Annotated in this window: 22 protein-coding genes; 18 read left to right on the top strand and 4 right to left on the bottom strand. The window is 36.6% G+C overall.

All coding sequences use genetic code 11. The annotated features are described in order from the left end of the window. Positions 1-33 precede the first annotated feature (33 nt). From K412_RS0104120 to K412_RS0104100, 5 genes are all read left to right on the top strand, one after another. Positions 34-906, top strand: coding sequence for a M23 family metallopeptidase (locus K412_RS0104120; protein ID WP_024831942.1), 873 nt, complete (start codon positions 34-36; stop codon positions 904-906). A 4-nt stretch (positions 907-910) separates the two neighbouring features. Further along, positions 911-1,807 (top strand): site-2 protease family protein, encoded by an 897-nt coding sequence (locus tag K412_RS0104115; protein ID WP_024831941.1) that lies wholly within the window; start codon positions 911-913, stop codon positions 1,805-1,807. Positions 1,808-1,955: 148 nt separating this feature from the next. Then, positions 1,956-2,804, top strand: a complete 849-nt coding sequence (locus K412_RS0104110) for a sulfide/dihydroorotate dehydrogenase-like FAD/NAD-binding protein (protein ID WP_024831940.1) — start codon at positions 1,956-1,958, stop codon at positions 2,802-2,804. Further along, positions 2,797-4,191, top strand: coding sequence for an NADPH-dependent glutamate synthase (gene gltA / locus K412_RS0104105; protein WP_024831939.1), 1,395 nt, complete (start codon positions 2,797-2,799; stop codon positions 4,189-4,191). Before K412_RS0104110 ends, gltA begins: the two co-directional genes overlap by 8 nt. Before the next feature lie 40 nt (positions 4,192-4,231). Further along, positions 4,232-4,672, top strand: coding sequence for a flavodoxin family protein (locus tag K412_RS0104100; RefSeq protein ID WP_024831938.1), 441 nt, complete (start codon positions 4,232-4,234; stop codon positions 4,670-4,672). Positions 4,673-4,707: 35 nt separating this feature from the next. On the opposite strand, the gene K412_RS0104095 is transcribed toward K412_RS0104100, so the two are convergent. Then, the gene (locus K412_RS0104095) at positions 4,708-5,709 is read right to left on the bottom strand and encodes a hypothetical protein (protein ID WP_024831937.1); all 1,002 of its coding nucleotides are present in this window, start codon (positions 5,707-5,709) and stop codon (positions 4,708-4,710) included. A 265-nt stretch (positions 5,710-5,974) separates the two neighbouring features. On the opposite strand from K412_RS0104095, the gene K412_RS0104090 reads away from it, so the two are divergent. Beyond that, positions 5,975-7,120 (top strand): metallophosphoesterase, encoded by a 1,146-nt coding sequence (locus K412_RS0104090; protein WP_024831936.1) that lies wholly within the window; start codon positions 5,975-5,977, stop codon positions 7,118-7,120. Here the strand turns inward: K412_RS0104090 and K412_RS0104085 are convergent. After that, positions 7,104-8,279, bottom strand: coding sequence for an AI-2E family transporter (locus tag K412_RS0104085; protein WP_024831935.1), 1,176 nt, complete (start codon positions 8,277-8,279; stop codon positions 7,104-7,106). The two genes, K412_RS0104090 and K412_RS0104085, sit on opposite strands and share 17 nt — an antisense overlap. A 197-nt stretch (positions 8,280-8,476) precedes the next feature. On the opposite strand from K412_RS0104085, the gene K412_RS0104080 reads away from it, so the two are divergent. From K412_RS0104080 to K412_RS0104025, 12 genes are all read left to right on the top strand, one after another. Then, on the top strand, positions 8,477-8,848 hold the full coding sequence (locus K412_RS0104080; protein ID WP_024831934.1) for a sulfite exporter TauE/SafE family protein: 372 nt from the start codon (positions 8,477-8,479) through the stop codon (positions 8,846-8,848). Between the two features lie 32 nt (positions 8,849-8,880). Continuing rightward, complete coding sequence (locus tag K412_RS0104075; RefSeq protein WP_024831933.1) at positions 8,881-9,252, top strand: sulfite exporter TauE/SafE family protein; 372 nt, start codon at positions 8,881-8,883, stop codon at positions 9,250-9,252. Between the two features lie 66 nt (positions 9,253-9,318). After that, positions 9,319-10,263, top strand: coding sequence for an AAA family ATPase (locus K412_RS0104070; RefSeq protein ID WP_024831932.1), 945 nt, complete (start codon positions 9,319-9,321; stop codon positions 10,261-10,263). Between the two features lie 8 nt (positions 10,264-10,271). Further along, positions 10,272-11,354 carry a DUF58 domain-containing protein gene (locus K412_RS0104065; RefSeq protein ID WP_024831931.1) on the top strand — a complete coding sequence of 361 codons (1,083 nt, stop codon included), beginning with the start codon at positions 10,272-10,274 and terminating at the stop codon, positions 11,352-11,354. Then, positions 11,354-12,628 carry a hypothetical protein gene (locus tag K412_RS0104060; protein WP_024831930.1) on the top strand — a complete coding sequence of 425 codons (1,275 nt, stop codon included), beginning with the start codon at positions 11,354-11,356 and terminating at the stop codon, positions 12,626-12,628. Before K412_RS0104065 ends, K412_RS0104060 begins: the two co-directional genes overlap by 1 nt. A gap of 60 nt (positions 12,629-12,688) precedes the next feature. Then, positions 12,689-13,390 (top strand): TrmB family transcriptional regulator, encoded by a 702-nt coding sequence (locus K412_RS0104055; RefSeq protein WP_242835522.1) that lies wholly within the window; start codon positions 12,689-12,691, stop codon positions 13,388-13,390. Between the two features lie 64 nt (positions 13,391-13,454). Beyond that, complete coding sequence (lysA, locus tag K412_RS0104050; protein WP_024831928.1) at positions 13,455-14,705, top strand: diaminopimelate decarboxylase; 1,251 nt, start codon at positions 13,455-13,457, stop codon at positions 14,703-14,705. Between the two features lie 34 nt (positions 14,706-14,739). Next, entirely contained in the window at positions 14,740-15,729 is a 990-nt protein-coding gene (locus tag K412_RS0104045; RefSeq protein WP_024831927.1) for a diaminopimelate dehydrogenase, read from the top strand. An 82-nt stretch (positions 15,730-15,811) separates the two neighbouring features. Further along, entirely contained in the window at positions 15,812-16,123 is a 312-nt protein-coding gene (locus K412_RS0104040; RefSeq protein WP_024831926.1) for a hypothetical protein, read from the top strand. Between the two features lie 167 nt (positions 16,124-16,290). Then, positions 16,291-16,647, top strand: coding sequence for a hypothetical protein (locus K412_RS0104035; protein WP_024831925.1), 357 nt, complete (start codon positions 16,291-16,293; stop codon positions 16,645-16,647). Between the two features lie 83 nt (positions 16,648-16,730). Further along, positions 16,731-17,963, top strand: a complete 1,233-nt coding sequence (locus K412_RS0104030; RefSeq protein WP_034847137.1) for an RICIN domain-containing protein — start codon at positions 16,731-16,733, stop codon at positions 17,961-17,963. A 25-nt stretch (positions 17,964-17,988) separates the two neighbouring features. Continuing rightward, on the top strand, positions 17,989-20,820 hold the full coding sequence (locus tag K412_RS0104025; RefSeq protein WP_024831923.1) for a hypothetical protein: 2,832 nt from the start codon (positions 17,989-17,991) through the stop codon (positions 20,818-20,820). Between the two features lie 104 nt (positions 20,821-20,924). Here K412_RS0104025 and K412_RS0104020 read toward each other — a convergent pair whose 3' ends face one another. Together K412_RS0104020 and K412_RS0104015 are read right to left on the bottom strand one after the other, a co-directional pair. Next, complete coding sequence (locus K412_RS0104020) at positions 20,925-22,697, bottom strand: MFS transporter (protein ID WP_024831922.1); 1,773 nt, start codon at positions 22,695-22,697, stop codon at positions 20,925-20,927. Between the two features lie 52 nt (positions 22,698-22,749). Then, a complete protein-coding gene (locus tag K412_RS0104015) occupies positions 22,750-23,310 on the bottom strand; it encodes a TetR/AcrR family transcriptional regulator (protein WP_051461010.1) in 561 nt (186 codons plus the stop codon). Positions 23,311-23,407: the final 97 nt, after the last annotated feature.

The raw sequence follows: 23,407 nt of genomic DNA, 5'->3' as shown, positions 1-23,407 counted from the left end.
TATAATTAATCAGCCAAAGAAAGGGTGTAAGTCATGGATGAAATTATTGAAAGACCAAAATATTCCCGACCTACCGGTACTCCCCGGAGAAACAGAAGAAATACAAACAATGATCTTATTTCAACAATTGCAGCTGCAAAAATGCTGATTGTAGTGGTCTTTTTATCTTCAATAGCATTGTGCAAGGCAGCAAATACACCTGCAACAGATGCATTTATATCAAAGGTTAAGGTAATTACAACTGTAAACTATGACGTAAATAAATATATTATGAGTGCGGCAACTGCATTAGGCGTAAAACTTCCAAAAGGGGATGGCAAACTTCAAAATTTAGCAGAGGGTGAAAGCAGTAAAGAAGGTAATGATATTCAGACTTCATCAGTTTTAGATAAAATAGATTCAGATGATGGGGTTAATGCGGCAGCGGGTACAACCAGCAGTTCTGTATCAGGAAGTAATATGCAGGTACTGGACGAAATTGAAATAAAGAGTATTGCAGATAAATACTCATTTATTGTTCCTATAAAAGGAGAAATAATTTCACCCTTTGGTACAAGGACAGACCCTTTAAGTGGAAATCCTCAGTTCCATTCTGGTATTGATATAGAGGCGAATATGGGAACATCCATAAAGGCAGCATTAGCAGGAGAAGTTACTGAGGTGGGATCGAACCCTGAATATGATAATTATGTAAAAATAAAGCATAATGATGGGATATCGACTCTATACGGACACTGCTCAATTTTGGTTGCAAAAGTAGGGCAAAAGGTTAATCAAGGTGATGTGATTGCAAAGGTGGGTAACTCAGAGGATGAGTCAAGCTCAAATCTTCATTTTGAAGTATGGAAGGATAACAAGTTAGTTAACCCGGGAAAGCTTTTTGACCTTATTAACGGAGGTAACTAAAGCATTGCCAAATTTGGATTTCCGGCTCAAAGGGACAAGGATTCAGATAGATTTATTAATTCTTCCTGTATTTTTGTTGGCAATGATAGGAAGACTTCTTGTAGAATATTCTATGACTTTGGGTTTTATTATTTGTCATGAACTTGGCCACATTGTTGCCGGAGCAGTGTGCGGGGCTGAGCTCAGAAGTTTAAGGCTTTTGCCTGTAGGCATTAATGCAGCTATTGAGGATTTTCAATGTTCCAAGTCTCAAAAACTTCTGATTTACATTTCAGGTCCTTTGGTAAATGTTGTTTTTACAATAATTATATACTGTGTATGCATGTGGAGGACTCCTTCAGGAGGACTAACTGTAAATCTTATGCTGGCCGTAACAATAAATTTATGGCTAGCTATTTTTAATTTGATTCCAATACCTCCTCTTGACGGTGGCAGAATTGTAATAGAACTTCTGGCGGATAAAGTGGGTTTATTCCGTGCAAACAGATTTATGAATAGATTTTCATGGTTTTTTTCAATTATGATTATATGTATTGGAATCATTGTATTAATAAAAAGTAGGTACAATGGGAGTTTTATCTTAATAGGAGTTTACATTATTCTTCTTTTAAGGAAAAGTAAAAAGGAGGCCGCCATCTTGAATATGAAGAATTTCATTTTAAAACGTTCGGCTATTATCAAAAAAGGTATTTTCCCCGTAAGAGAAATTGCCGTATTGGAAGATGTTAAGATACTGGATGTAGTAAAATCCATGGATTATTCCAATGTATTTCATATAATAAAGGTATTGGATCGTGATTTGCATGTTATAAAAACCATAACTGAGCAAGATGTTTTGAATACACTTATGAAAGGTGTTACAGATATTAAAATAGGTGAAATAATAGCAAAAAATACATAAAATTCAAAAGAATGGAATTACCGATAAATGGTATAGTTTAATCAAATTGTTTGTGTTGACTTTTAGTACATGATAATTATAAAATTAAAATTAGAATTTCTCATAGAGCGTTATAAAACCATAATATCAATTGGGGGGGAAAAATAGGATGTTTAAAATAGTAAAAAAACAAGTGTTGAATCCTCAAGTAGTTTTAATGTCTATAGACGCACCATTAATAGCAAAGAAGGCGGAGCCAGGACAATTTATCATTTTGAGGATATCTGAGGGGGGAGAAAGAATACCTCTTACTATTGCTGATTATGACAGGGAAAACGGTACTGTTACTATTATATATCAGATAGTAGGTAAGACCACAAGTGAGCTGGCTGAAATGAATGAAGGAGATACTCTTCTGGATTTTGTAGGCCCCTTGGGAATCGCTTCTCATCTTGAAGGCTATAAGAAGGTTGCTGTTATAGGAGGAGGCCTTGGAAGTGCTATAGCCTATCCACAAGCCAAGAAACTTCATAGCCTGGGTGCAGAAGTTCATGCTATTACAGGATTTAGAAATAAAGACCTTATTATTCTTGAAGAAGAAATGAAAAAAGTCAGCAGTAAGCTAGTTGTAGCAACTGATGACGGTTCAAACGGAAATAAAGGTTTTGTTACTAATGTGTTAAAGCAGCTCATAGATGAAGGCAATAAGTATGATTTGGTTATTGCTATAGGGCCCCTCGTAATGATGAAGGCTGTTAGCAACCTGACCAAAGAATATGGCATTAAGACATTGGTAAGCATGAATCCGGTAATGATTGACGGAACAGGAATGTGTGGAGGATGCAGGCTTACAGTGGGAGGAAAGACGAAATTTGCTTGTGTAGACGGACCTGACTTTGATGGACATGAAGTAGATTTTGACGAAGCAATGAGAAGACAGAACATGTACAAAAAGCAGGAGAAAGAATCCAATGATATACATGTATGCAGACTTGGGGGTGTAAAAAATAATGCCTAATATGTCATTAACTAAAGTAAAAATGCCTGAGCAAGAGCCGGATATAAGAAATAAGAATTTTAAAGAAGTTGCACTGGGTTATGATGAGAAAATGGCTATTGAAGAAGCACAGAGATGCCTTAATTGCAAACACAAGCCATGTGTTTCCGGCTGCCCTGTTAACGTAAAGATACCTGAGTTTATCCAGCTTGTAGCTGAAGGAAAATTTGAGGATGCTTATTATAAAATAAGAGAAACTAACAGTCTGCCTGCTGTATGCGGAAGAGTTTGTCCCCAAGAATCCCAATGTGAAATGTTATGTGTAAGAGCAAAAAAAGGTGAGTCTGTTGGAATAGGTAGACTTGAAAGGTTTGTAGCAGATTGGTACATGCAAAACGTAAAGATTTCTGTTAACAAGCCCGAAAGTAATGGTATAAAAGTAGCAGTTGTAGGTTCAGGTCCTGCCGGACTTACTTGTGCAGGAGACCTTGCAAAAATGGGATACGAAGTAACTATTTTTGAAGCATTCCACGTTCCTGGAGGGGTTCTTATGTACGGAATTCCTGAGTTCCGTCTGCCAAAGGCTTTGGTTCAGCGGGAAATCCAGACTGTGAAGGACCTGGGAGTTGATATACAGACAAATATGGTAATAGGTAGGGTACTATCAGTTGAAGAGCTGAAAGCAGAAGGATACAAGGCAGTATTTATAGGTTCTGGTGCCGGTCTGCCAAGTTTTATGGGTATTCCAGGAGAAAACTACAACGGAGTGTACTCTGCAAATGAGTTTTTAACAAGAATAAATCTTATGGGTGCATATAAATTCCCAAATACTGATACCCCTGTGTTTGTAGGGAAAAATGTTGCAGTTGTAGGGGGCGGTAATGTTGCTATGGATGCAGCCAGAAGCGCAAAACGCCTTGGTGCCGAAAATGTATACATTATATACAGACGTTCCGAAGCAGAAATGCCTGCTAGACTTGAAGAAATTCACCATGCAAAAGAAGAGGGAATTATTTTCAAGGTTCTTACCAATCCAAAACAGATTCTTGGAACAGAGGACGGATGGGTAAAAGGAATAGAATGTGTGGAAATGGAGCTTGGTGAGCCTGACAAGTCAGGAAGAAGACGTCCTATAGAAAAGAAAGGTTCTGAGCATGTAGTGGACCTTGAAACAGTCATAATTGCAATAGGACAGTCTCCAAATCCCCTTATATCTTCTACTACTCCTGGACTTGACATACAATCTTGGGGCGGTATAATAGTTGAAGAAGAGACTGGTGCAACAAGTAAGAGTGGGGTTTATGCCGGTGGAGATGCTGTTACCGGCGCGGCTACTGTTATATTGGCAATGGGTGCCGGAAAGAAAGCAGCAGAGGCCATAGACAAATATATCCGGCAGAACCAATAAGTCTTTTACAAACTTAACAATATTTGTAGAGGAGATTGCAATGAAGACATGGGTTTTGTATTACAGTAAAGGTGGAAATACCAAGAAGATTGCGGATGCAATTGCAGATGAGTTGGATGATGTATTGAAATCAGAACAGATTCCCCCTGCATATCCGCCTGAAAACGTTGCCTTATTGTTTCTCGGTACAGGTGAATACGCAGGTAAGCCTGATCCAAAAACACTGGAGTTTGTTAGAACTTTAAACAAAGACAGAGTTAAAAATGTAGCTGTTTTTGGAACTAACGGAAAGGGCGTAGCAGGTCAGGCAATTAATACAATTAAATCTCTTTTAAAAGAAAAGGGTATAAATGTTGTTGATGAATCATTCTGTTGCAAAGGAAAGTTCTTTATATTTGCAAACAGAAAGAATCCTGATGCAAATGACATAAAAGCTGCAAAAGAATACGCAAAAAGAGTTTATAATAGCATTAAATCATAGAAATAAAAGGGCATAACAACTGTTAATTACGGCTGTTATGCCTTTTCTTTTTTCATTTTTTCCAGGCACTTATTAACATCAATGTTTACAGGAACCCAGGCACCGTCTTTTTGTATAAGTGTGTTTATAAGAAAATCTGTACCATTGGTTAATTTTGCAAACTTAAACATGTATTTGTCGCCATTTACTCCGTCAACGACAATTTCCTTAGTGAAATCATTTTGCTGAGGAGTATACTGTTTTTTAATTAAACCGCACCAATTACCATATACTATTTCCACATATGATTCTGCGTTTTGAGACCAGCCATGGTAAGCAGCACAGAAAAAGTCCTCTGGAGAAAGCAAGAGCGAATCAATATAATACCTGTTATTTGCATTTACAAGTGAAATTTCAGCAAAATAGTAGTTGAAAGATGTTCCACCGGTATTTGTACCTTCAAGAATTTCCAATTCCAAAAAATATTTGATTTCATTGGAATTTTCAGTTATTACTGGTATTACTTTTATGAGGTTTATATGTCCTATGCCTTGAAAGGAATCAAGATATTCATTGTAGGACATTGATTTCTTATTACTTTCGGAAAGAAACTGATATGCTATAGGATATGGCTCTTTGGCATAACCCACAGTGCCGCAGCCTCCAGTTTTTTCAGCTGTAAGATTTTCAGCCTGTTGGAGCACACTGAAATAATTGACTATTGTTTTAACTGGAGTATCCATTAACTCAGCTGGAACCGTTCCTCCTTTAAAAGTTTCTGAAAAGGTGTTAAAGTCAATAAAATTGTTATTTAGAGACTTTAATGAGGATGGCCTGAAATAAGTTTCATTGAAATTATTCCGTTTTTCTTTCATAATGGAAATTGTCTGTCTGGATAATACCTCATCAGTTTCTTTAATCTGTGTTAATTCTTTGACAGAGCCTCCGATTATATTTGATTTGTGATTCTGATTGTCTACTCTTATACAGATTGTAGTTATAGCAAGAACAATAAAGAAGAAAGATACTATAATTCCCGATTTATATATGTATTTCATAAAAACCCCCAACCTATTATTACTATAAATATATTCATAATAAGCTTATACATTCTTTAAAATTTAAGTTGCTACATCTTAATCAAATTTTGCTAATAATATTTGTGTATACAAAGCCTGTTTCCTATTAGTGGGGCAGAGTTTATTATACTTGAAAATATGTATTATATATGTAAAAATTACTATTAATATATTTAGATAGCAGTATTGTTTTCGAAAATAAAGGTAATTATTTTAATAAATATGTGAACTGAGAGGAGAAAAAATGAGACTTATACTAGCAGGTTTTGTGCTTCTTACATATGCTTTTCTGAATTATTATATCGGATTAAGAGGACTAAAATCTATAAATATAAAGGTTCCTGTAAATAAGTATGCATACTGGGCTATAATTGCCGTACTTGCATCCACCTATTTTATAGGAATGATAGGTGGTAAATATCTACCGGACAGACTTGAACGCATAGTTAACAGGGTGGGAGGCTACTGGCTGGCAGCATTTGTTTACTTAATAGGAATTGTTGTTATACTGGATGTATTTAGAATCCTCGGAAAAAAGCTGAATATTCTTCCGGATTTCTTAAGAGAAAGAACCTGGGTGGTGGCAGCGGCGGTAGTATTATTCGTGGGAATTATACTTGCTGTGGGAACATACAATGCCTTTATTCCAAGGGTAGTTGCATACGATGTAAATGTAAATAAAAAAGCTGGAGATATGGATAAGTTAAAGTGTGCCATGATTTCTGACGTACATCTTGGAGATACTATAGGTAGAGACAGACTTCGCAGGGCTGTGGAGAAGATTAATTCCCTAAATCCGGATATTGCTGTTATTACAGGGGACTTAATTGACAGAGAAATAGAACCAGTCAAAAAAGCAAATATGCTGGAGGAACTAAAAGGGCTTAAAACAAGATTCGGTGCTTATGTCATTATGGGAAATCACGAATACTATTCAAATGATGTTGAAGAGATAACCAGAATGTATGAAGAAAGCGGACTTGTTGTGCTAAGAGATAAATGCGTTAAGATTAACAACAGCTTTTACCTGGTAGGACGTGAGGATTATATGGCTGATGACAGCGGCTATCGTAGAGAAAAACTTAGTAACCTTTTGGAAGGTATAGATAAAAGCTTACCGGTTATTGTGCTTGACCATCAGCCTAAAGACTTGTCGGAATCAAGGACGGAAGGTGTGGATTTGCAGCTTTCAGGCCATACACATGGGGGGCAGTTTTTTCCCATTAGTCTTGTAACCGATAGTATTTTTGAAGAAGATAACGGCTACCTTAAAGACGGTAATTTTAACCTAATAGTATCCTGCGGATACGGAACATGGGGTCCCACGGTCCGTATCGGAAGCAGGTCAGAAGTTCTGGATATAAATATTAATTTTACTTTTTCTTCTTGAAACTGAACTTTGGTGTTTTTTTAGGCTTTTCAGGTTCATCTGGTATATCCAGATTAAGTGTTTCTGCATATTTTGGGTAGTACATTTCAATTATATTTTTAATTGTAATTTTGATTGCAGAATACAGAGGGATAACTATTATCAAACCTATGAATCCCAATATAGGTATAATACCCATTAAGAGCAGAATTACTGTTAGTGGGTGGATATCCATACTCTTTTTCATTACCTGAGGTGAAATGAAATTATTATCTATTTGCTGAACAATTGTCATTACTAGAAATATCTTTACTGCCATAAATGGGTTATCTGCTAATGACAGAAGTATGGCAGGAACAATTCCTATCCATGGACCGAAGAATGGGATAATACAAGTAATCATTGCGAATATTGCCAGTAATAAGGAATATTTCAAGCCTATAATCAGGTAGCCGATATACATAAGAAGCCCTATAAAGAAAGCTACAAGAAGCTGGCCTGCAATGTAATTTGACAGTACAAAATCTATATCAGTTAAGATTTTTCTTATGTTATCTTTTTGGGAAGCAGGGAAAAATCTTACTACACTTGGCATAAACTTATGTCCGTCTTTTAAAAAATAAAACAAAATGACCGGCAAAATAATAATTACTGAACCGATATTTGTAATAGCGCCTATAAGGTTAATTGTATTTTTTCCTATACTCTTGGCAGCACTTTGCAGAAAATTGGAAACTTTATCAGCTATGTCTAAGCTCTGAAAATTTGAATCATTAAAATAACTTAGCAAATTGCTTGAAAGAAGATTATTTATAGTATTTTCAGCCTTTTCATACAAGAACGGTAGACTCTTTGCGAAGTCGTTAAACTGGGATTTAATAATTGAGCCGGTATATGAGCTTAACAAGATTAATGCAGAAAGAACAATAACAAAAGCAAGGACTATAGCCCATATATGTGGAATCTTACCCTTTTCCAGCGTTAAAACAATTGGCCGCAGGATATAATATAACAACCCTCCGAAGAGTATAGGGAAGATTATTGAGTATACAAAACTCTGAAAGGGTGAGATAAAGAATTTTATCTTCCCGAACATATATATTATAATCAGAGCAAGAAGCAGGTAACAACCGTATCTGAAAAGCTTGCTTTTTAATAAACTGTTGTTGCTTGAATCCATAAATTATACCTCTTCTAATATAGTTTTATAGCTTGTTACAGCTACATAAATTATAAAATTAAATATATTATTATTCAACCTAATATTTGGATTTCTTGACATCAGAAAATATCAAATTAACGAATTATTACCAGTGTATAATCAAATATATTATAAAACAATAACAATAAGAAGTAATTACTTTTGGAGGTTGCTAAATGGCGTTCTCAGGTAGGACTGCAAGATATCTGAAATACATCCTGATAGGCATAGCTGCGGGAGTAGCAAACGGGCTTTTTGGCTCGGGAGGTGGAACCATAGCTGTTCCTGCAATGGTATTCCTCCTTGATGCAGAGGAACACAAGGCACACGCTACTGCATTGCTTATTATTCTGCCATTGACAATTGTGAGTGTTTATTTCTATTTGACTAATAATTATGTTGATTGGAATATAACATGGAAGGCAATGGTCGGAGGAGTTGTGGGAGGGGCTATAGGGGCTTTTCTTTTGAATAAATGTCCTTCAAAAATTCTTCGAAAAATATTTGGAATATTTATGATACTTGCAGCAATAAGAATGATTTTTTAGGAATAAAACTTAAATGGGAGGGGAATTTTGCTATGACAGTTATTTTAATAGGTCTGGCAGCAGGAATAATAAGTGGTATGGGAATAGGCGGGGGAGCTATACTTATACCTGCTCTTGTAATTTTCGTTAAACCAGAGCAGCACATAGCACAAAGTGTAAACCTTCTCTTTTTTATTCCTACGGCTATTGTTGCACTTGTAATACATATAAAAAATAAAAATGTCAACTTCAGAATGGGTATACCAATAGTAATTTCAGGACTTGTGGGAGCTGTGTTGGGCTCTAAGCTAGCACTTTCAATGAACGGGACAGCCTTAAAATGTATTTTTGGAGTATTCCTTCTTTTAATGGGGCTGTATGAGATATTTGGAAAAGGAAGAAAGAAAAAGGTAAACAATGTCTGATAATGTGTAACCGCTTTATAAGATGTGGTATAATTATGTGAAAATCTAGAAAAGGTGGTTAAATATATGGAGCTTGGAGATATTGGACTAATAGCAAATAAAATAAAAGAAAATGTTTCAAAAGTAATTGTTGGTAAAGAAGACATAATAGATTTGTCGTTAATTTGCATAATTACTGGAGGTCATATGCTTTTAGAGGATGTTCCAGGAACAGGTAAAACGGTTTTTGCTAGAGCATTGGCCGCTTCCCTTGATTGCAGCTTCAGACGCATACAATTCACACCTGATTTGCTGCCCTCTGATGTTACGGGTATAAATTTCTATAGCCAGAAGGAAAGTAATTTCACTTTCAGACCTGGCCCGGTATTCTCCAATATTGTTCTTGCTGATGAGATAAACCGTGCTACTCCACGTACTCAGTCCTCAATGCTGGAATGTATGGAGGAAAAACAGGTGACAATTGACGGCGAGACCCGATTACTTGCTGCTCCATTTTTCGTTATAGCTACGCAGAATCCCGTGGAAATTCAAGGAACATTTCCGCTGCCTGAAGCCCAGCTGGATAGGTTTTTGATTAAAACTTCAATGGGGTATCCCGATAGTAAGTCTTCAATAGATATTCTCAAAAGGTTTAAGGAAAACAATCCTCTTACGGAGCTAAAGTCAGTTGTTTCCGCTGCTGAAATATGTGAGGCATCGGAGATATACGCAAAAGTGAAAGTTTCAGAGGATATAATGGAATACATAGTAAACATTGCAGAAGCAACAAGAAAACATTCGGGGGTTCATCTGGGAGTCAGCCCAAGAGGTACATTATCTCTTATGAAAGCCTCACAGGTTCATGCTCTCCTTAAAAACCGTACATATGTTACACCTGATGATATTAAAGCAATGTCTGTTCCTGTTCTGGCACACAGAATAATACCAAAAGGACTTTCAGCTGATATGAGTAATCCTGGTGAGAAAATTATAAATAATATTTTAGAGCAGACAGCGGTTCCGCTTGAATAGGAGGAAGTATGTTATTTTTGCAGATTGCACTTGCTCTGCCGCTGCTGATTCTCATTGAAACTATTCTTTTTAAGCGGCTTTTGCTTAAAGGAGTTGTTTACCGCAGAACTATTTCTGAAACCTCAGTTTTTGAGGGTGATAAAATATCAATGATTGAGGACATAGAAAACAATAGTTTTCTGCCCATTCCATGGATGAAAGCAGAATCTCGGATAAGTCCGAACCTAGAGTTTAGTGCTATTAAAAATATGCAGGTTTCTCAGGGAGGCTATCATAGAAGCGTTTTTTCAATAATGCCTTTTTATCGGTTGAAAAGAACCCATACTGTCACCTGTCTTAAAAGAGGTGAATATAACGTGGGGAATGTGACGCTAACAGCAGGGGACATATTGGGCTTTGTTACTAAGATATCATCATATGAAAATGAGGTCAGACTTCTTGTCTATCCAAGTCCTCTTTCCGAAAACAGAATGGTTCAGTGTTACCAATCTCTCCAAGGTGATGCAGTTGTAAGAAGATTTATAAACCCAGACCCGTTTCTTGTAGCAGGAGTGAGAGAGTATCAGGCAGGAGACCCTATTTCGTCCATTAGCTGGAAGTCAACGGCAAGAACCAATTCACTTCAGGTATATAAGTATGACTATTCGGCAGATACAAAACTCTTGATTCTGTTTAATATTGATTCCAGCAGTAGTCAGGATAATTACCCTAATGAGAAAGAATGTGAAAAAATAGAGTTGGGAATACATTTCTGTGCTTCAATAGTTGACAAAGCAATTAAACAGGGGATAGCTACAGGGTTTTGCTGTAACGGACACTTCAGAGACCAAAATGAAATTGTAAATATACCCTCACGCTGCAGTCAGATTCAGCTTTTTACTATTTTTGAAGCCATGGCAAAATTGCAGCTTAATAGAGTGTTATCCTTTTATACAATGATAAAAAACATAAAAAGCACTATTCCGAAGGATACAGATATACTTATTATTTCTCTTTACAATGATGAAAAAATCCAGGAACAGATTTATGAACTGAAACAATCCGGTCATGATGTTGAGACTTGGATTATTTCTGAAAGTGAGGTGGAATAATGTCAAAAATGTTTTTGCTCTCTAATGTATTGCAAAGTTTAGCCTTGATACCATTGAATTTTTTTATTATGCAGTTTGTACTTCCAGCGGATAATGCTCTTATTTTATCAGTTATCATAGTGGTTATTACTTTTCTGTCGTCATGGGTGTGTAGCTTAAATATAAAAGCCTATTTGCATAATCCTGTCTCTTTGGCTGTATCAATTTTTATTGGAGTTGCAAGTACCAATACTGTCCTTGGGAGACTTATTGTAACCGTAATGTTTATGGTAGTTCTTATTAGTATCCGGTACAGTTTGAAAAAAGAAAATGATTTGTCTATGCAGACTGCAGTATCTGCACTTATTATAAATGTCATCTGCGGGGTAATAAACAATGTGGGCGATATGAGCGACAGTGTACCATATGGAAATGCAGCAATTTGTATTTCTGTGATTTCTGCTGTTATACTATTGATAGTAAGGCAGGTAGATGATTCCAGAAGCTTTGGGAAAGCTGCCATGGACATAAGCAGAACCCAACGAAAGAATAATAGGATATTCGGTGGAGTAATACTTTTAGTGCTTATAATAATGGGCACTTTTGGAAGAGTATCAGAAATTTATAAGTTTGTATTGAGATTAATAGGAAGAATATTCCAGTTTTTAGTTATGTTGCTAAGTCCCGAAGCAACTCACTCAGAGGAAAATCAAATACCTGCACAACAATTTCAGGGAGCTAAAGCATCCTCAAGTCTCTTTGATGAAATACTGAAGGTAATTCTTGATATATTTGCAGTAATATTAATAGCAGCTTTTACAGTATACATTTTGTACACAATAGCAAAATTGATAATCAAACTTGTACGCGGTATCATCAGGTGGCTTGCCAATAGAGAATCGGCAGCCATAATAGTAAACGAAAACGGACTCATTGATGAAAAGCAAAGCCTTTACGGTAAAAATATAAAAAAAATCACCGACAGATTTATTAGCAGGACAAAGGGACTATTCAGAAGAGAAGTTCCTTATAGCAAATTACCTGATAGGAAAGCTAAAATAAGAAGATTGTTTAGAAACTTTGTTGATAAATCTAGGCAAATAGGAGTTAATATAAAAAAATCTTCAACTGCAGATGAAATATCAAGAGGTGCTTCTGAGGCAGTACCTTCTGAAACAGAAATCAACAGTTTAATGTCTGAAAGCTACAATGCTGTACGTTATGGCGATATAGAGCCATCTCCAGGGGACCTAGAGATTCTGGAAAAGAAGTTTAATATAGGAGGTATCCGTTGACAAAAAACTAGAAATATTATATAGTGGTTTTATATAGAACCACTATTTTTATGAAGAGAGATGTTGCAGGTGGATATTATTGATGCTCTGATGCAGGCGGGTTTTACCAGACATGAGTCTGTTTTGTATATTACTCTCTGCAGGGAAGGCGAACTAACAGGATACGAAGCGTCCAAGCTCACAGGGATTCCAAGATCAAACGCGTATCTTGGTCTTGCCGGTTTGTGCGACAAGGGCGGTGCTTACAAAATAAGCGGTGAAACAGCCCAATATGGTGCGGTGCCTGTTAATGAGCTTGTTGAAAACCTGAAAAGAAAGTTTTCACAGACCATAAAGGTAATTGAAGAGATTCCAAAGGTTAATATACCCAAGGATACTTTTGTAACCATAAATGGAGCTAAGCAGATAGTTAATAAAATGAAAAACCTGATAAATGAGGCTCAATACAGGATATATATTTCAATAGCCAGAAATCAGTTGGAACTTGTTCTAGAAGAACTTATCCGTGCAAAGGAAAGAGGACTCAAAGTAGTTCTGATAACCTCTGATTGTATCGACATGGATGGTTTTATATGTTATAAATCCCAAAAAAAGCCCGGAAGCGTCAGACTTATTACAGATTCTTCTAATGTTCTGACAGGACATTTAAGTGAATTTGATGCTACAGGATTATTTTCAATGAATAAGAATATGGTTGATGTTATAAAAGATTCTTTGACTAATGAAATCAAACTTATAAAAATTGAAAATAATCAGAAATGAAGTAGCACCTATATGCAGAAAGAGGTTTATAATATTACAAATTAAATAAAGAAAGGTGTATATTATGACAGAATACTATTCAACAAAAACAAACTTTTTCGGTAATTCAAATCCGGAAAAGCTAATAAATGAATATGGGAGCCCATTATATGTCTACAATGAAAAAATATTGAGACAAAAGTGTAGAGATATGAAGAATCTTGTGGATTACAAAAATTTTATCCCAAACTACTCCATAAAAGCAAATTCAAACCTTACTATTCTGAAGATTGTGAAAGAAGAAGGACTGCGAGCTGATGCTATGTCTGCCGGAGAAATACAGCTTTTGCTTTATGCGGGTTTTAAGCCTGAAAATTTGTTTTTTGTGCCAAACAACGTATCGGAATCAGAACTAAAGTATGCGGTTGATAACGGTGTATTGGTAAGTGTGGATTCACTTTCACAGCTTGAAATGTTGGGCAAAATCAATCCAGGAGGAAAGGCCGCTGTAAGGTTTAATCCTGGAGTAGGAGCAGGTCACCATGAGAAGGTTGTAACAGCCGGAAAAAAAACAAAGTTTGGAGTAAACATTGACTGTGTGGATGAGGTTAAGGCAATTGCCAAAAAGTATAATATGAAAATCTGCGGAGTAAACCAGCACATAGGTTCACTGTTTATGGAAGGTGATTCATACATTGAAGGAGTAAAATCCTTACTAGCCGTAGCAGAACAGTTTGAAGACATAGATTTCGTTGATATGGGCGGAGGGTTCGGAATTCCTTATAAAAAGCAGGAAGGCCAAGCACCTCTTGATTTGGCAAGCTTTAAGGAAAAGCTTACACAGGTTCTTGAGCAATGGACTGACAAGTATGGAAAGAAGATTTTGTTTAAAACCGAGCCCGGCCGTTATATTGTTGCAGAAAGCGGAGTGCTTTTGGGTAATGTTTATGCCACAAAATCAAATTATGGTAACAAGTATGTTGGTACTGATATTGGATTCAATGTGCTGGCAAGACCTGTTATGTACGATTCACACCACGATATAGAAGTATACAGAAACGGAAATCCTTTAAATGACAGTGAAGAAGAAGAGGTAACAGTTGTAGGTAATATCTGCGAAAGTGGTGATATTATTGCAAAAAACAGAAAACTACCTGTCATAAAAGAAGGAGATATTCTTGGAATAATGGATGCAGGGGCCTATGGTTTTGCAATGAGTTCAAACTACAATATGAGACTAAGACCTGCAGAAGTACTTATAAAGGAAGACGGTGAGCCTGTGTTGATAAGACGCAGGGACACATTTGAGGACCTAATAGCAGGCTTCAATATTTAATAAAATCAAATTATAATGGAAAAGAGGATTAATGATGAACAAGATAAGAATAGGTATCGTAGGATATGGGAATATAGGTAAGGGAGTTGAAGCGGCAATAAGACAGAATAGTGATACAGAGCTGGTTGCCGTATTTACCAGAAGAAATCCTGAAAGTGTGGTTTTAAAGACTACTGGAGTCAAGGTAGTGGATATAAAAGACGCTGAAAAATATAAAAATGATATAGATGTAATGATTCTATGCGGGGGTTCTGCAACAGACCTTCCTGAACAAGGGCCTAAATTTGCAGCTATGTTCAATATTGTTGACAGCTTTGATACACATGCAAAAATTCCTGAGTATTTTGCAAAAGTAAATAATGCTGCCGAGGCAGCAAAGAAAACTGCAGTTATATCCGTTGGATGGGATCCTGGATTGTTCTCAATGATAAGAATGTTGTCAGGCGCTATTCTGCCAGAAGGAAACGATTATACATTCTGGGGTAAAGGAGTAAGTCAGGGACATTCTGATGCAATCAGAAGAGTAACGGGAGTAAAGAATGCAATTCAGTATACTATTCCTATAGATGATGCCGTTGAAAGTGTAAGAAACGGTAAAAATCCTGAATTGTCCACAAGACAGAAGCATTTGAGAGAGTGTTTTGTAGTAGCAGAAGAAGGTGCAGACAAGGCAAAAATAGAAGCGGACATAAAGAATATGCCAAACTATTTTGCAGACTATGACACAGTAGTACATTTTGTAAGTGAAGAGGAACTGAAAAGTAACCATTCCAAAATGCCCCATGGAGGATTTGTTTTCAGAAGCGGTAAGACGGGTATAGATACAGTTAACAACCATATTATAGAATTTTCACTCAAACTGGACAGCAACCCTGAGTTTACTGCAAATGTATTGGTTGCATATGCAAGAGCTGCCGTACGCATGAACAAAGAAAGCAGCTACGGAGCCAAAACAGTATTTGACGTACCATTGTCATATTTGTCAGCAAAGAGCCATGCTGAACTTATAAAGGGACTTTTATAAGTGGAATTAGAACCAAAACTCATTATCCGCCATAGTATGTATTATTATTTTATGGATGCAGCTATGCGGGTAGGAGGTAGTAATGAGGAGTTCAGCATTAAACAATGTTACTTGGAAAGGCAACAGCAGAAAAATGTTTAAAGCAGTAATGTCTGCAGTTCCTCCAATTTTCAGATCCATGATAAGACGTGAGATAGAGAGCTGGATTTTGGAGCACAAAGTTAAAGTTGTTACTGAAGAGTTGCTTTTGAGAATGTTTTATGAAAAAGCTCCAAAGGCATATAAACAAAAGCTTGGCCCGAAACTTGAAGCAATGAAAACAACTCGGGGAGAAACGCGGGGAGAATCAGAAGAAGGAAATAATGAATCTGAAGATTCTAAAGATGAAGAATAATTTTATCTAATTAAATAGCAGATACAGCACACTCATGAGTGTGCTGTATCTGCTATTTTTGTCCCTCTGCTTGTCTTAAAGCAACCCCGGTTGTAAATAGTACCTTCATTTTACCTTCTTTTTTAGAAAGTTAAAAATGGACATTGCTTATATGGGGGGTAAGTCTAATGAGGGAATTTTTCATTGATTACTGGTTTGTTATATTAATTGCCATAGGGTTTGCAGGATACGTTATTTACCTGATAACAAAACACCGTTGGACAAAGTTAAGGGAAATGGCATATAAAATGATTATACAGGCAGAGCAGGTTATTACGGGAAGTAAAAAAGGACAGGAAAGGTTTAATGCTGTACTTAACCAGCTTTATAATGCTATGCCTTTGTGGATTAGATTGTTTATTTCAAAAAACCTTCTTGAGAAAAAACTTCAGGAATGGTATGAGCTTATAAAGGATTCACTGGATGACGGAAAAATAAACCACTCTACAGTACATGAAAAAAATAATAATATAGATAACTTATAGTTATATGGGGACTTATTGATTAACTTGAAAAACCTTGATATTATACCATTACATTACAAATATAAAAAGGAGATGGTAGGATAATGAAAATCAAGGGATTGATAGTTACTTTTACACTGCTTTTGGCAGTGGTATTCAATTCAGGTATTTCTTTGACTGTCGGAACGGCTTCAGGAAATTCGCTAATCTATGGCGACTACAATGGTGACGGGAACATTAATGCATTGGACTTGGCAGGGTTTAAACAATACCTTATGGATTCAGAACGTACATACAATAGTAGTATGGATCTCAATTTGGATAATGCCGCAGATTCAGTGGATTATGCTATTTTGAAACAGTATTTGCTGGGAATAGTAACTACACTGCCTATAAATGCTCCTGTAAGCAATATTAAGACAGGTGTTAATTACAAGATAATCAATCGTAACAGCGGTAAACTTCTAGATGTATCAGGTGCATCTGTTGCTGATGGAGGAAATGTTATTCAGTGGGGCCTCACTGGTGGAACAAATCAGCAATGGAGCTTTGCAGATGCAGGTGGAGGATACTACAAAATAGTTAACCGCAATAGTGGAAAGCTTCTGGAAATACTTAACTCCTCAACTGAAAATGGCGGTGACGCTATTCAGGGAACAGATAGTGGGAGTGATTCTCAAAAATGGAGATTGATAGATATTGGCGGGGGATACTATAAAATAGTTAACATGAGAAGCGGAAAGTTGCTGGATGTGTTAAGTGTATCTACAGCCAACGGAGGTGATGTAGCCCAATGGACTGACAATGGAGGCAAAAATCAGCAGTGGTATCTTGTTCCTCAAACAACAGGCAACATTACATATACACTGGTTAGAGAGCAAAATCCCACAGCCGACCAAGCCGATGCATATGCAAAAATAAAAGCCGCTATGGATTCTGCAGTTCTATACTATAATAATCTCACTAATATCAGCAAGCAGTTAACTGTATATTACAACCCATCAGTTTCTACAGCAGATGGAAGTATAAACGGAACTATAAGATTTGGAGCATCAAGAAGTTATATGGACACCTGCACCGCTATGCATGAAATTGCTCATACTGTGGGTGTAGGACAGAGCTCAGCTTGGTATTCTTTGGTAAAAAATGGCATATATACAGGAATATACGGTACAGAAGAATTAAGAAATATTACTGGTGTTTCAACGGATGTTGTACATGGGGACAGTCAGCATTTTTGGCCCTATGGACTGAACTATTCCAGTGAGGTAAAGACTGATGCAGACTATGTAAATCATTGCAGAATTGTAAACCAGTTTAAAAAGGACGGGGTATAAAGCTCAACTAAAGGAGAATGCAAGAATGGGTAAAACAAGTTTTTTTTCTATAAACAAGTTTTGCATAATGATAGCTTTAACTGCTTTTTTTTCCTTATGCTTTCAGGTAAATATAAATGCATATGATCCTGGGAATGATGCCACGTTGAGTACGGCGTCAACTATAAAAGGGGTTAAAATAGCAGACTTGGGAACCCCAGCAGGGTCATTAGAGGGCTCTATTACCCCGGGAAAAGTGTTGCTAAATGGTATTCAAGCAGCGGACACATCTAATGCAGGGGCGTTTATTACACTATTTGCTCAAAATGCTCCTGGGGCAAAGGTAAAGGCAGTCAAATATAAATATGGGGCATGGACACGATATTTTGAAACGGATGCTGCATATGCAAATGAACCTATATCAGATAATGATTTTTTTATAGTAAAGGTAACATCATCATACAATACACAAATAAGATACTATAAAATAATAGTGACTGTTGATGCAAATGCACCTTTTTTAGGATACTATCCCATAGAGGGACAGATGCAGGCGACGGGAACAAAGAAAGCAGAGATTATTGTAAAAGCAGACGATTCTGGAATGATACACTACATAGTTAGTAAAAATACTCCAAAACCTACTGCTAGGCAAATAATGGAAAGAAAAGATGGATATGATGATCCGGCTTATGCCTCAGGTAGTACAGATATAACTGCCAATAGAGAAAAGAGCATTATAATAGAGAATCTACCGGAATATTCCACAACATATGATGTATGGTTAGTGGCTGTGGATTCAATTGGTAATATTTCAGATATATACAGAATTGATATAAGAACCCCTGGAGAAACTGCCAGCAGCGAAGCAAAGTTGGACTACATGTCTACAATAAAGGGAAAAACAATTGGCTATTACAATACGGGAACTCCTGCTTCCACAATAGCAGGGGTAACAGCTGGAATGACAGAACTGACAATGGCTCAGGCAATTAATGAAAGTAATAGTTGGCCTTATATCACATCTTTAAGAGCAACCTATGCAGAGGCTGATGTTAAGGTGGTCAAGTACGCAATAGGAGAGTCTACGGAAAATTTTGAAACAGACTCGGAATATGCAAATGAGCCTGTAACCAACAATGACTTTTTCATAATAAAAGTGACTTCAGAGGACAAATCAACAATAAGCTATTATAAAATCATAGTAAAATCACCTTACTTGTCTTACAAACTGCCACAGGTGAAAAATGTAACATTAGATGAGACTGGGACAGCGAGATGGGATGATCTTACAAATGAATCTGGGTATGTGGTGCAACTATATAGTGATTCCGGGGAAGTAGGCTCACCAATAAATTTGCCAGCAGGAACAACCTCCTACAACTTTTTAGCTGCTATGAGAGCAGCAGGAGAAGGCAGCTATAACGTAACTGTAATGGGAAAAGGAGACGGTATATTGTATTTAGACGGTCCCTGGTCTCTTCACTCAGCTGAGCAGACAGTAATTTGTCTTTCAACAGTAACTGAAGGTCTCAATTGGGATGGGGATGTGGCAAAGTGGTGCCAGGTACCATATGCTGTAAGCTATGAGGTACAGGCATATAGAGACGGAAAGGAATGGGTAATGCCTGTAACTGTGCCTGCTGAAAAGGCATCAGAGGGTTTTGATTTCGGGCCATCAATTGCTAGAGCTGGAGCGGGTAAATACACTTATAAAGTAATGGCAAAGGGAAACGATACACTTATTCTGGATGCACCAGCTCCATCACCATTATCAAATGAAAACATAAAGTTATCACAAATCAGCAGTACACTATTATGTACAACATCAACAATAAAAGGTACTGCCATCAACGATATGGGAATTCCCAATGCAGACCCAAATCTTGTAGTACCGGGAAGTGTAACGATAAGTGCAACCAGAGCTGCTGATACTTCCAATGCAGGATTATATATAACCTTATTTACGCCAAATGATGCAAAATCAAAGGTAAGAGTAGTTAAATATGCCAATGGAGCCTCAACAGCAAACTTTGAAAAGGATTTAGCATATTCAAACCAGACTATAAAAAATAATGACTTCTTTCTTATTAAAGTAACAGCAGAGGATAATGTAACAATAAATTACTACAAAATTATCGTAAATGTTGTGGGTACAATACCTGCGGTGTACGACCGTTATGGCGGGCCTATACAGGCAGCAGGCACAAAGAAAGTTGAGTTGGTCGTAAAAGTCAATCAAACAGGAAGGGTATATTATGTAGTTACAGAAGAAGTTGGTTATTACGATCCAACTCCAACAAAGGAGCAGGTATTGACAGGTAAAAACGGAAAGGGCGGAACCGGATTAGCTTCAGGAAATGTGTCCATAACAGCCAATGTAGAGGAGAGAATTATAATAGATAATCTTCCTGGGTATTCGACCACATACAACGTATGGATAGTTGCAGTTAATGAAGAAGGGAATATGTCGGCACCATGCAGACTAGAGGTAACAACACCGGGATTGAGAGCAGGCAGTGAGGCAAAATTAGACCACATGTCAACAATAAAAGGTAATGCCATAGGGTATTATAATATTGGTATACCGGCAAAAACAATAGACGGTGTTACAGCCGGGACAACAGTGCTGACTGGTGCGGCTGCAGCAGATAAAACAAATGCCGGATCATATATTACATTGTTCAGGGCAACTTATGCAGAAGCTGAAATAAAAGCAGTCAAGTATGCAGAAGGAGCTTCCACAATAAACTTTGAAACAGATGAATTGTATGCAAACACTCCTATATCCAATAATGACTTTTTTATATTAAAAGTGACTTCGGAGGACAAAAAATCACTTAACTACTATAAAATCATAGTAAAAGTAAATCCTTGATTATTTTTTGCAAAGGGGCTGTCACAAAATTTTTCTACTTTAGCACCTGTACTCATGTATAGGGTAAAAAGATAGAAAATAATTTTATGACAGCCCCAAAAATTTTATTCCTGTACTGTTTTCTTTTTATTTTTTAGAAGCAGGGCTGCAACCAACCCTATAATTGCAATAACACCTGCGGCTATAAACATATTTCTGTAGCCTGTGCTTATTGCAGTCTGAAATGTGTTTTCAATAGTTGCTCTAGCACCTTCAATTTTATTAAGATAATCCAGCTTCCAATCACTGAAAATTTTATCTAGATTGATTTGTGAAGCAACACCTTTTGGAGCGGCTGACATTGCTTCAAGTACTTTATCCTTGATAGTTGGTATTACTTTATCAAGCATATTTGAAGTGAAGTCTTTCAGAACATCTACCACAGTAGTAACATCAGCAGACTGAAGTTTTTCTATTGAACTACTTGAAACACTACCTCCACTTGTCATTTTTGACATATCAAAGTAACCGGATACATACTGGGAACCCGGGAACGTAGGTGTTGGTGGTTCAGGCATTACTGCCATTATTTTACCCTGAACACTCTTACCGGCTTCAGCTATAAAGTTAATCATTATATTAGGAGAAACAGCTATTCCTATTGACCTTACCAAAGACAAGGTAGATAATGCTGAAGCTGATTCACTTTCACTTACAAATGACAGCATAAGGTAATTCAGCGGAGTACCCATTGTGAAGCCCATACCGAAACCTACAAAAACTAGTCCTATCATTATTGAAAGGAAGCTTGGGTGGGCTGTTGTATAAAATGCCAGGAAGAAAGTACCTAAAGCGGTACAAATCATACCTAGAACTGTTACAAGTTTAGCAGAATACTTATCAATAAGCTTTCCTCCAAGAGGTGAACCCAGACCTGCGAATACAGACATTAACGTAACAAGATATCCACCGTTTCCAGTCTTAATCTTTAGAATGTTTTCAGCAAATTGAGGTATGAAAACAACTGCCATAAGACCGACACCAGTGATAAAACCAAGTATAAGAGTTAAAAGTATCTGACGCTCTTTAAAATATCTCAGGCTTAAAATTGGATCTTCTGCTTTAGATTCCACAATAACAAACAAAGGCAAACTGATTACAAAAACAATTAGGAAAGGATACACATGCAAATCCTTAATACTTTCAATAAAATTGAAGTAGTTCAGGTTGGTAAGGGCATACATAAGGCTTAAAATCATAATACTTAGTACGAGACTGCCCTTTAAATCCATTTTACTGTTATTGTCCCCAAGGTTTTCAGTGAGATTGTAGCTTAATGCAATAATTAATAAACTTATAGGAACGTTTATGAAAAATATCCATCCCCAGTGCTCAACTCCTGCAATATCCAGAATTGATGAACCCATGGTAGGCCCAAGAATTGTGGCTATACCATAAACTCCTCCTACAAAACCAAGTGCGGTTCCTCGTTTTTCAGGAGGAAAACTGTTTCCTATAAATGCATTTGCTATAGGCATGATTCCTCCACCGCCGATGGCTTGAATAACTCTGGATATAAGGAAAAATGTGAAATTGCCGTAAAAGTTTGATATACCGCATAAAAATGAACCAATTGCAAAAACAATTATGCTGGTCAGATAAACTTTCTTACGACCAAACTTATCTGAAAGTTTACTTACTATAGGCATAGCTACTGCATATGCCAAAGTGTAAATGGTAACCATCCATACACTTAATGATTCGCTGATACCAAAGCTGTTCTTAATTACAGTTCTTGCCGGGGATACAATACCGCTGTCTATAGCCCCCATAAAAATACCCAACAAAAAAATTGTCAGTACAACAATTCTTTTCTTATTGTCGTTTTTAGTATTCATTTTTTCACCTTTCTGAACATTGTTCACTTAATAATAAAATAATAAAAAATTTTTAAATATTCATATGACAATATAATTCGTCAAATGATATATACTTGGTTTTACTCAAATACACTAGGTTAGATACAATAAAATGGGACAAACAGTGGGGTGTTAGCATAGACTTAATTGCTCCGTTTGCTTTTTCAATATTTAAAATATCTTCAACCATGGTATAGAGTTCTTTCATATCATCGTCTCTTTCAGGACTATAGCCTTTAAGCATTGAAATTTCGTAGAAAATAGAAAGATACTTATCTACAAAGCCATCCAGATAAATGTATATTTTTTGGATTTTATCCTTCAGGGGCTCTTTTGAAGATTTAAGGCTTTCAGAGAGCCCTATAATCTTTCTCCAGTCGTCCATAAATATTTCGTGGACAAACTTTTCTTTGTTTTCAAAGTAATTGTAAAAGGTACCTATACCGATACCGCAAGTTTTTGCAATATCACGTATGTTCAGTTCCTTGTAGCTCTTTTCTATAAGAGTTTTTCTCCCTTCCAATATTAAGTTTTCCTTTATATTTTCAATTATCTTTGGCACATAATCACCTTTTATATGAACGATGTTCATATTATAACACCCTGTAAATAAAAATAAAAGTTTAAATTTGCACAAAAATAATGTTAATTAACCAAGTATAACCTTATACTATGCAGGAAATTTATTT

The organism is Ruminiclostridium josui JCM 17888 (genome assembly GCF_000526495.1).
In the GTDB taxonomy this organism is placed as follows: domain Bacteria; phylum Bacillota; class Clostridia; order Acetivibrionales; family DSM-1351; genus Ruminiclostridium; species Ruminiclostridium josui.
The sequence above is the reverse complement of the archived record's forward strand: the minus strand, read 5'-3'. Positions and strand labels throughout refer to the sequence as shown.